Annotated in this window: 7 protein-coding genes; 4 read left to right on the plus strand and 3 right to left on the minus strand. The window is 71.7% G+C overall.

Annotation, left to right across the window (positions count from 1 at the left end):
• Positions 1-132 precede the first annotated feature (132 nt).
• Together ACFWJO_RS22235 and ACFWJO_RS22240 are read left to right on the plus strand one after the other, a co-directional pair.
• A complete protein-coding gene (locus ACFWJO_RS22235) occupies positions 133-2,409 on the plus strand; it encodes a SpoIIE family protein phosphatase (RefSeq protein ID WP_386867585.1) in 2,277 nt (758 codons plus the stop codon).
• Between the two features lie 238 nt (positions 2,410-2,647).
• The gene (locus ACFWJO_RS22240) at positions 2,648-3,469 is read left to right on the plus strand and encodes an MBL fold metallo-hydrolase (protein WP_386867587.1); all 822 of its coding nucleotides are present in this window, start codon (positions 2,648-2,650) and stop codon (positions 3,467-3,469) included.
• Positions 3,470-3,477: 8 nt separating this feature from the next.
• On the opposite strand, the gene ACFWJO_RS22245 is transcribed toward ACFWJO_RS22240, so the two are convergent.
• The 3 genes from ACFWJO_RS22245 to ACFWJO_RS22255 form a co-directional block, all read right to left on the minus strand.
• A complete protein-coding gene (locus ACFWJO_RS22245; RefSeq protein WP_386867589.1) occupies positions 3,478-4,539 on the minus strand; it encodes an AI-2E family transporter in 1,062 nt (353 codons plus the stop codon).
• A 228-nt stretch (positions 4,540-4,767) separates the two neighbouring features.
• A complete protein-coding gene (locus ACFWJO_RS22250) occupies positions 4,768-5,739 on the minus strand; it encodes a pirin family protein (protein WP_386867591.1) in 972 nt (323 codons plus the stop codon).
• Between the two features lie 122 nt (positions 5,740-5,861).
• Positions 5,862-6,377 (minus strand): SseB family protein, encoded by a 516-nt coding sequence (locus ACFWJO_RS22255; protein ID WP_386867593.1) that lies wholly within the window; start codon positions 6,375-6,377, stop codon positions 5,862-5,864.
• 187 nt (positions 6,378-6,564) lie between these two features.
• Between ACFWJO_RS22255 and ACFWJO_RS22260 the strand changes: the two genes are divergently transcribed.
• Together ACFWJO_RS22260 and ACFWJO_RS22265 are read left to right on the plus strand one after the other, a co-directional pair.
• Entirely contained in the window at positions 6,565-8,394 is a 1,830-nt protein-coding gene (locus ACFWJO_RS22260; RefSeq protein WP_386867595.1) for an acyl-CoA dehydrogenase, read from the plus strand.
• Between the two features lie 178 nt (positions 8,395-8,572).
• On the plus strand, positions 8,573-9,868 hold the full coding sequence (locus ACFWJO_RS22265) for a M18 family aminopeptidase (protein ID WP_386867597.1): 1,296 nt from the start codon (positions 8,573-8,575) through the stop codon (positions 9,866-9,868).
• The last annotated feature ends 131 nt before the right edge of the window (positions 9,869-9,999 follow it).

The following is a 9,999-nucleotide window of genomic DNA, read 5'->3' on the forward strand; positions in this document are numbered from 1 at the left end:
TTCGGGATCCGTGGTGGAAAAGCTTGACGGCGTCGAGCCGCGTCAAGCCTTCCCAGCGTACCGGGCGACCCAAGATCGCGATTCGAATACTCTCAGTGGCGACCTGCTGTCCGATATTCATAAAGTGGGGCAATGCGCACCGAGGACGTCCTGGCCGCGATCGCGACCGGTCTGTGGCGCTGGGACAACGCCTCCGGGTTCGTCACCCTCGACGCCGAGGCGGCCCGGCTGCTCGGGCTGCCCGCCGAGCCCGCGCGGCTCACCGAGGCGCAGGTGCGTTCCCGGTTTCATCCGGTCGACTGGAACGAGATCGACGGGGTGGTGAACCTCGCCGTCGCCGAGGGCACCCTCGCCGAGGCCCGGCTGCGGATCATGGACGAGCAGGGCCGGGTGATCCGTACCGTACGGAGCAGGTCCAAGCCGCTGATCGAGGGAACCGACTACCAGCTCGTCGGCACCCTCCAGGAGGTCGCCGAGCCGCAGCCCGGCGCCGCGGGGCCGCACACGCCCATCACCGGCGACTGGCGCCGCTCCCGCGAGGCCTTCCTGCTCGACGCGGGCCGGGCGCTCGCGGAGGCCCGGTCGACGGCCGAGGTGCTGCGGGTGGCGGCGTCCCTGTCGATGCCCGGGTTCTCGCCGGACGGGCTCGCCGTCTTCGGGATGTCCGGCGAACGGCTCACCGTGATCGGCCATCACGGGCACGGCGACGGCGACGAGGGGCCGTTCACCTCGATGACCCTGGACACCGACTACCCGGCGGCCGAGGTCGTACGGACCGGGCGGGCGATCTATCTGCCGAGCCCGGAGGAGTACGCCCGGCGCTTCCCGATGACCTGGCCGCTCGCGCAGCGCTTCGGCCGCCGCTCGTGGGCCTTCGTCCCGCTCGTCGTCGCCGGGCGGACGATGGGCGCGTGGATGGCCGCGTTCAAGCATCCGGTGGCGTTCACGCCGGACGAGCGCAGCGTCCTGACGACGGTCGCCCGGATGCTGGCGCAGGCGCTGGCCCGGGCCGGGGTGGCAGAGTCGGAGCGGGAGCTGTCGCTGGGACTGCAGCGGGCGATGATGCCGGTCCTCGGCCCCGGCATCCCCGGCATCCAGGTGGCGGCGCGTTACGTGCCCACCGGCGGTGGACTCCAGGTCGGCGGCGACTGGTACGACATGATCCGGCTGCCCGGCGGGTCCGGCGCCGGCCGGATCGCGCTGGTCATCGGCGACGTGCAGGGCCATGACGTGCGGGCCGCCGGGCTGATGGGGCAGCTGCGGATCGCCCTGCGCGCCTACGCCTCCGAGGGCCACCGCCCGGACGCCGTGCTCTCCCGCGCCTCGCGCTTCCTGTACGGCATCAACGACGGCACGGGCGGGGTGGCCGGGGGCGGCACGAGCGGTATGGGCGGCACGGGCGGGGTGGCCGGGGCGGAGGTCGGGGGCGGCTCCCGGTCCGGGTCCGGGTCCGCCTCCGCCTATGGGTCCGGCTCCGGCTCCGGCCATGGGTCCGGCTACGGCGCCGGCCATGGGTCCGGCTACGGCTCCGAGGACGACCCGTACGGCGGGCCCCGCTTCGCGACCTGCCTCTACCTGGAGGTCGACCTGGAGACGGGCACGGTCGACATCGCGCGGGCCGGGCACCCGGACCCGGCGGTACGGATGACCGACGGAACGGTTCTGCTGAGACCCACCGCCGGCGGCCTGCCCCTCGGCATCGTCCCGGACACCGACTACCCCACCACCCGGCTCACCCTGCAGCCCGGCGAGACCCTCATGATCTGCACCGACGGCCTCCTGGAGACCGGCGGCCACGACCTCGACAGCGGCTGGGAACGGGTCCGGAAGCTGCTGGAGTCCGACGACGGCGAGGACCTGGAGGCGCTCGCCGACCGGCTCGTCGAGGCCGTCCACGGGCCCGGCTCGCACCACACCACGGGGCCGCTCGCCGACCGCCGCGAGGACGACATCGCCGTCCTGCTCCTCTCCCGGCAGGGCGCGGCCGTACGGGAGGCCCCGCGCCGCACGATGATGACCGTCGCCCAGGCCGAGCCGGAACGCATCGCCGCCGCCCGCGAGCAGATGCGCCAGCTGCTGCACGACTGGAAGGACGGGGACCAGGTCGACTCGGCGGTCCTGATGGTCTCGGAGATGGTCACCAACGTGCTGGTGCACACGGACGGCGACGCGCTGCTCGTCGCCGAGGTGGTCTGCCGCGACCATGCCCGCCGGCTGCGCGTGGAGGTGGCCGACGCGAGCGACGAGCTGCCGCACAAGCGGCATCCGGGCGAGATGGCGTCCAGCGGACGCGGGCTGATCCTGATGGAGATGCTGGCGCACAGGTGGGGCGTGGACCCGCGGGGCGAGGGCAAGGCGATCTGGTTCGAACTGGAGGAGCCGCCGTCGGCGAACGGCTGCTGCAGCTGAGGACGGGCCGCCCCGAGGCACCTGGGTGGTGGTCCGGGGGCCGGCCGTGAAGGCGGCGCCCCGCCGCTCGGCGGAGTCCCGGCCGTGACAGGCGGCCCGCGGCCGCTCGGCGCAGCCCCGGCCGTGACAGGCGGTGCCCGGCCGGGCGGCGCAGACTGGTGACGTACGCCGCGGGAGGACGTCCGGGCGGGGGGCGGGGGGCCCGCGGGAGGCAGCCGGGGGGACCACGGAGTTCGTCATGGATACCCACAAGGTCGGCAGCGACACCACGGTCCTGGCAGACAGCCTGGAAGTCCCCGGGATCGGGCACATCCCCGTCAACGCGTACGTCCTCACCGCCCGCGAGCCGGTCGTCGTCGACACCGGCCTCTCGGTCTCCGACCGCGACTTCGTCGCCTCCCTCGGCGATGCCGTCGACCCGGCCGACATCCTCTGGATCTGGCTCACCCACCCCGACCGGGACCACACCGGCGGCATCTTCGACCTGCTGGTGGCCGCGCCCCGCGCACGGGTCGTCACCACGTTCATCGGCGCCGGGATCATGACCACCGAACGTCCGCTGCCCATGGACCGGGTCTACTTCCTCAACCCCGGCCAGAGCCTCGACGTGGGCGACCGCATGCTGCGCGCCTTCCGGCCGCCGCTCTTCGACAACCCAGCCACGGTCGGCTTCTACGACGACAAGACCCGGATCTGCTTCAGCTCGGACTGCTTCGGCGGCCCGATGCCCACCGCCGAACTCGCCGAGAGCGGGCACGCGAACGACCTCAGGCCGGACGAGCTGAGGGCCGCGCAGCTGCTGTGGGCAACGGTGGACAGCCCGTGGGTGCACGTCGTCGACCAGGCGAAGTACCGGGCGTCGATCGAGCCGTTGCGGGAGATGAACCCCGAGATCGTGTTGTGCACGCACCTGCCGCCGGCGGTGCGGATGACGGACGCGATGCTGGAGACGATCTCCATGGCGCCGGACGCGGACCCGTTCGTGGGCCCGGACCAGGCCGCCCTCGAACAGATGCTGAAGGCCTTCGAGCCGGGCAGCACCCCGGCGGCGGCCACCTAGGCCGAGGCCTAGGCGGGGCCCTCGTACCGGCTGCGCAGTTCCCCGATGATCCCGAAGAAGGCGGCGGTCAGCGGTACGGCGAGCAGCATGCCCAGGACCCCGGCGACGGAGGCGCCGGCGGTGATCGCCAGCATGACCACCGCCGGGTGCATCTGCACGGTGCGGGACTGGACGAGGGGCTGGAGCACGTTGCCTTCGAGGACCTGGACGGCGAGGACCACGCCGAGCACCCACAGCGCGATGACGAAGCCGCGGTCGGCGAGGGCGACGAGCACGGCGACGGCGCCGGAGAGGAAGGCGCCGAGGTACGGGATGTAGGCGGTGACGAACACCAGCGCGGCGAGCCCCACCGCGCCCGGCACCTGGAGGACGAGCAGGCCCACCCCGATGAGGACCGCGTCGACGAAGGCGACGAACGTCGTGCCCCGCATGAAGCCCTCGACGGCCTCGAAGGCGCGCCGCCCCATGGCCTCCACCATGTCGCCGGTGGCGCGCGGCGCGAGCGAGCGGAGCACGCCGGCGGCGCGGTCGGAGTCGCGGAGGAAGAAGAAGATGAGGAGCAGGGCGAGGACGGCGGTGGCGAGCATCTGGCCGACGACGCTGAGCCCGGAGATCACTCCGGTGGCGGCGGTCCCGCCGAACTTCTCCAGGAGCCGCCGGGCGTTCTTGGCGAGGTCGTCGAGGGAGGTGCCGGCGGCTCCGAAGTGTTCGGCGATGTCGACGGCGGCCTGGCGCAGCGAGTCGACGATCTGGGCGCCGGTGTCGACGAGCGCGGCGACCACGATGTAGGTGGCGCCGCCGACCACCACGAGCACGGCGAGCACGGTGATTCCGGCCGCCAGCGACTTCTGCACCCTCATCCGGAGCAGGCGCCGGTAGAGGGGGCCGAGGAGCGCGGTGCCGAGGAGGGCGAGCAGGACGGGGGTGACGGCGGTCTTGAAGACCACGCACAGCCAGACGAAGACGGCCGCGACTCCGGCGACGAGCAGCGCGACGGCGCACCAGGCGGCGGTACGGCGAGCGCCCTCGGGCAGCAGGGGGCGGTCGGCGGCGGTGCGGTCGGTGGGCACACCCCCACCGGACCACGCCGCCCGGCGTGTCGTCGCGCGCTGAACGCCGTACGGGTGACGCCGCGTCAGGAGCGGTACGGGGTGGGGCGGGCGTACGAGCGAGGGCCCGCGCCCGGCGCACGGGCAAAGGCCCGCGCCCACCGCCCGGCGCACGAGCGAAGGCCCGCGCCCACGCCCGGCCTACGGCCTCCGGGCGAAGGCCCCCGCCCCCGCCCCCGCCCCCGACGCCTACGCCGTCTGCTCCCCCATCCCGTGCACCGCCGGGATCGTGCCGAGCCGGCCCGCCTGGAAGTCCTCGAAGGCCTGGCGGAGTTCGGCCTGGGTGTTCATGACGAACGGGCCGTAGTGGGCCATCGGCTCGCGGATCGGCCGGCCGCCGAGGAGGACGACCTCCAGGTCGGGCGTGTGCCCGTCCTGCTTCTCGTCGGCGCGGACGGTCAGCGCCCCGCCCTTGCCGAAGACGGCGGTCTGGCCCATGTGGACCGGGCGTCGCTCCGCGCCGACCGTGCCGCGGCCGGCCAGGACGTAGGCGAGGCCGTTGAAGTCCTCGCGCCACGGCAGGTTGATCTCCGCGCCGGGGCGCAGCGTGGCGTGGATCATCGTGATCGGGGTGTGGGTGACGCCCGGGCCCTGGTGGCCGTCGAGCTCGCCGGCGATGACGCGGAGCAGCGCGCCGCCGTCGGGGGAGGTCAGCAGCTGGACCTGGCCGCCGCGGATGTCCTGGTAGCGCGGGGCCATCATCTTGTCGGAGGCGGGCAGGTTCACCCACAGCTGGAGGCCGTGGAAGAGGCCGCCGCTGACGACGAGGTGCTCCGGCGGGGCCTCGATGTGGAGCAGGCCCGAGCCGGCGGTCATCCACTGGGTGTCGCCGTTGGTGATGGTGCCGCCACCGCCCTGGGAGTCCTGGTGGTCGAAGATCCCGTCGATGATGTAGGTGACGGTCTCGAAGCCGCGGTGCGGGTGCCAGGGCGTGCCCTTGGGCTCGCCGGGCGCGTACTCCACCTCGCCCATCTGGTCCATCATGATGAACGGGTCGAGGTACTGGTAGTTGATGCCGGCGAAGGCGCGGCGCACGGGGAAGCCCTCGCCCTCGAAGCCCTGGGGCGCCGTGGTCACGGCGAGGACGGGTCGGGCGACGGCGTCGGCGGCGGCGCTGACGCGGGGCAGGGTGAGCGGGTTCTCGACAGTCACGGCAGGCATGGCGGGACCTCCTTGTGCGACCAGTTTAGTTGAAAGCTGAACTTCCTGCCACCCGGAACGCGAAACGCCCGGGAGGAATTCCTCCCGGGCGCCTCGCCGCGAGCCTCGGTCACGAGCCTCGCTCAGCCGTACATCCGCCGCATCGCGTAGTCGACCATCTGCTCCACGGCCTTCGCGTCGAAGACCATCCGGTGGTCGCCCTCCATGTCGAGGACGAAGCCGTAGCCGGTCGGGAGGAGGTCGATCACCTCCGCGCCCGTGATGACGAAGTACTTCGACTCCTTGCCCGCGTACCGGCGCAGCTCCTTGAGCGTGGTGAACATCGGGATCACCGGCTGCTGGGTGTTGTGCAGCGCCAGGAAGCCCGGGGTGTCGCCGCGCGGGCAGTAGACCTTCGAGGTCGCGAAGATCTGCTGGAAGTCCTCGGCGGAGAGGGTGCCGGTGGTGAAGGCCCGCACCGCGTCCGCGAGCGAGGGCGGGGACGGCTCCGGGTACAGCGGGGGCTGCTGGGCGTAGCCGCCCTGCATGCCCGGCTGCATACCTCCCTGCATGCCCGGCTGCATGCCCGGCATTCCCTGCTGCGGGGGCTGCTGTGCGTACTGCTGCTGGGCACCCGGGTTCTGCTCGTAGCCGTACATGCGGGCCAGCCTATCGAGGCCCGGACGGGGCGTGCGGCCCGCGTCACAGATGTCCGGATAGGGGTTGCCTTTTATTACCGGTGGGTAGCATCATCGTAGAGAGCGTGGGCTACTCGCCGGTAGTACGCCGTTGCCGAGTACGCGCACGAGGACATCCGCCTCCCCGAGCCTTTACGGAGCCGTCGCCATGGGGCACTACAAGTCGAATCTCCGCGACATCGAGTTCAACCTCTTCGAGGTGCTCGGCCGCGACAAGGTGTACGGCACCGGTCCGTTCGAGGAGATGGACGTCGAGACCGCGAAGAGCATCCTCGACGAGATCCGCCGCCTCGCCGAGAACGAGCTGGCCGAGTCCTTCGCCGACGCCGACCGCAACCCGCCGGTCTTCGACCCCGAGACCAACACGGCCCCGGTCCCGGCCTCCTTCAAGAACTCGTACAACGCCTTCATGGAGTCCGAGTACTGGCGCCTGGGCATCCCGGAGGAGATCGGCGGCACCGTCTCCCCGCGCTCGCTCATCTGGGCCTACGCGGAGCTGCTGCTCGGCTCGAACCCGGCCATCTGGATGTACTCCTCCGGCCCGGCCTTCGCCGGCATCCTCTACAACGAGGGCAACGAGGCGCAGAAGAAGATCGCGCAGATCGCCGTCGAGAAGCGCTGGGGCTCCACCATGGTGCTCACCGAGCCCGACGCGGGCTCGGACGTCGGCGCCGGCCGCACCAAGGCGATCCAGCAGGAGGACGGCTCCTGGCACATCGAGGGCGTGAAGCGCTTCATCACGTCCGGTGAGCACGACATGGAGGAGAACATCCTCCACTACGTCCTCGCCCGCCCCGAGGGTGCCGGCCCCGGCACCAAGGGCCTGTCGCTCTTCCTCGTCCCGAAGTACGAGTTCGACTGGGAGACCGGCGAGCTGGGCGCCCGCAACGGCGTCTACGCCACCAACGTCGAGCACAAGATGGGCCTCAAGGCCTCCAACACGTGCGAGATGACCTTCGGCGACAAGCACCCCGCCAAGGGCTGGCTGATCGGCGACAAGCACGACGGCATCCGCCAGATGTTCCTCATCATCGAGTTCGCCCGCATGATGGTCGGCACGAAGGCGATCTCCACCCTCTCCACGGGCTACCTCAACGCCCTGGAGTACGCCAAGGAGCGCGTCCAGGGCACCGACCTGGCGAACTTCATGGACAAGAACGCGCCCAAGGTCACCATCACGCACCACCCTGACGTCCGCCGCTCGCTGATGACGCAGAAGGCGTACGCCGAGGGCATGCGCTCCCTCGTCCTCTACACGGCCGCCGTGCAGGACGAGATCGCGATCAAGGAGGCCGCCGGCGAGGACGCGAAGGCCCTGCACGGCCTGAACGACCTGCTGCTCCCGATCGTCAAGGGCTACGGCTCCGAGAAGGGCTACGAGCAGCTCGCCCAGTCGCTCCAGACCTTCGGCGGCTCCGGCTTCCTGCAGGAGTACCCGATCGAGCAGTACATCCGCGACGCCAAGATCGACACGCTCTACGAGGGCACCACGGCGATCCAGGGCCAGGACTTCTTCTTCCGTAAGATCGTCCGCGACCAGGGCGCGTCCCTGAACGCGCTGGCCGAGGAGATCAAGAAGTTCCTCGCGGTCGGCACCGGCGGCGAGGAGCTGGCCGGCGCCCGCGACGCGCTCGCCAAGGCGGCCGTGGACCTGGAGGGCATCGTCGGCGCGATGCTGACCGACCTCACCGCCACCGGCGAGGACCTCAAGAACATCTACAAGGTCGGCCTCAACACCACCCGCCTGCTGATGGCCTCCGGCGACGTCGTCGTCGGCTACCTCCTGCTGCGCGGTGCGGCCGTCGCCGCCGAGAAGCTGGCGGCCGGCGCGTCCGGCAAGGATGTCGCCTTCTACCAGGGCAAGATCGCGGCCGCGAAGTTCTTCGCCGCCAACGTCCTGCCCGGCGTCTCCACCGAGCGCGTCCTCGCCGAGAGCGTGGACGGCTCCCTGATGGACCTGGACGAGGCCGCGTTCTAGTACCCGCACAGGTACCGCACAGGTACGCGCCTGAGTCCGCACGGAGGAACGGCTCGCTCCCGGGGAGGGGAGCGGGCCGTTCCTTTTTCCTGTGCGCTTTCCTGTGCACTTCTCGCGCACCTCCCTGTGCGCCCACGGGCCCGCGTCCCGCATTTCGAGACTGCGTAAGGTGAACGGCATGAGTAGCGCACCTGTCCGCTTCGACCGCGGCCACACCGATGACCTCATGACCTTCCTGGCGGCCTCGCCGTCGCCGTACCACGTGGTGGCGAACGCCGCGGAGCGGCTGGAGAAGGCCGGTTTCCGCAAGGTCGAGGAGACCGACGCCTGGGAGGGGACGGCAGGCGGCAAGTACGTGATCCGCGGCGGCGCGATCATCGCCTGGTACGTGCCCGAGGGCGCCGCCCCGCACACCCCGTTCCGGATCGTCGGCGCGCACACCGACTCCCCGAACCTGCGGGTGAAGCCCCAGCCCGACTTCGGCCGCGAGGGCTGGCGCCAGATCGCCGTGGAGATCTACGGCGGACCGCTGCTCAACAGCTGGCTCGACCGCGACCTCGGCCTGGCCGGCCGGCTCACCCTGCGGGACGGCTCGCACCACCTCGTCAACGTGGACCGGCCGCTGCTGCGCGTGCCGCAGCTCGCCATCCACCTGGACCGCCAGGTGAACGAGGGCATGAAGCTGGAGCGCCAGCGTCACATGCAGCCGATCTGGGGCCTGGGCCCGGTGCACGAGGGCGACCTGATCTCCTTCGTCGCCGAGGAGGCCGGTGTCGACGCCGAGGAGGTGACCGGCTGGGACCTCATGGTCCACGCCCTGGAGGCACCCGCCTACCTGGGCCGTGACCGCGAGCTGCTCGCGGGCCCGCGCATGGACAACCTCATCTCCGTGCACGCCTGCGTCGCCGCGCTCACCGCCGCCGCGGCGCAGGGCGAGGCCCTGCCGTACATCCCGGTCCTCGCCGCCTTCGACCACGAGGAGAACGGCTCCGAGGCGGACACCGGCGCCCACGGCCCGCTGCTCGGGAACGTCCTGGAGCGTTCGGTGTACGCGCGGGGCGGCGGTTACGAGGACAAGGCCCGCGCCCTCGCCGGGTCGGTCTGCCTCTCCTCCGACGTCGGCCACGCCGTGCACCCGAACTACAGCGAGCGCCACGACCCGACGCACCACCCGCGCCCCAACGGCGGCCCGATCCTCAAGGTGAACGTCAACCAGCGGTACGCCACCGACGGCAGCGGCCGTGCCGTGTTCGCCGCCGCCTGTGAGAAGGCCGGTGTGCCGTGGCAGTCCTTCGTCTCCAACAACGACATGCCCTGCGGCACCACGATCGGCCCGATCACCGCCGCCCGGCACGGCATCTCGACGGTCGACATCGGCGTGGCCTGCCTGTCGATGCACAGCGCCCGCGAGCTGTGCGGCGCCGACGACCCGTACCACCTGGCGAACGCGCTGCTGGCCTTCCTGGAGGGCTGACGCACACGGGACCGGGACCCCCCCTGCCGGCGGGGGCAGGTTCCCCTCCCGCACCCCCCCCCCCCCAGCCCAAAAAAGACCAGGACACACCCCCCCCCACTCCTCCGCACCAGCCACCCCCACCCCCCTGT

The sequence above is a fragment of the Streptomyces sp. NPDC127092 genome, assembly GCF_042722475.1.
Lineage (GTDB): Bacteria > Actinomycetota > Actinomycetes > Streptomycetales > Streptomycetaceae > Streptomyces.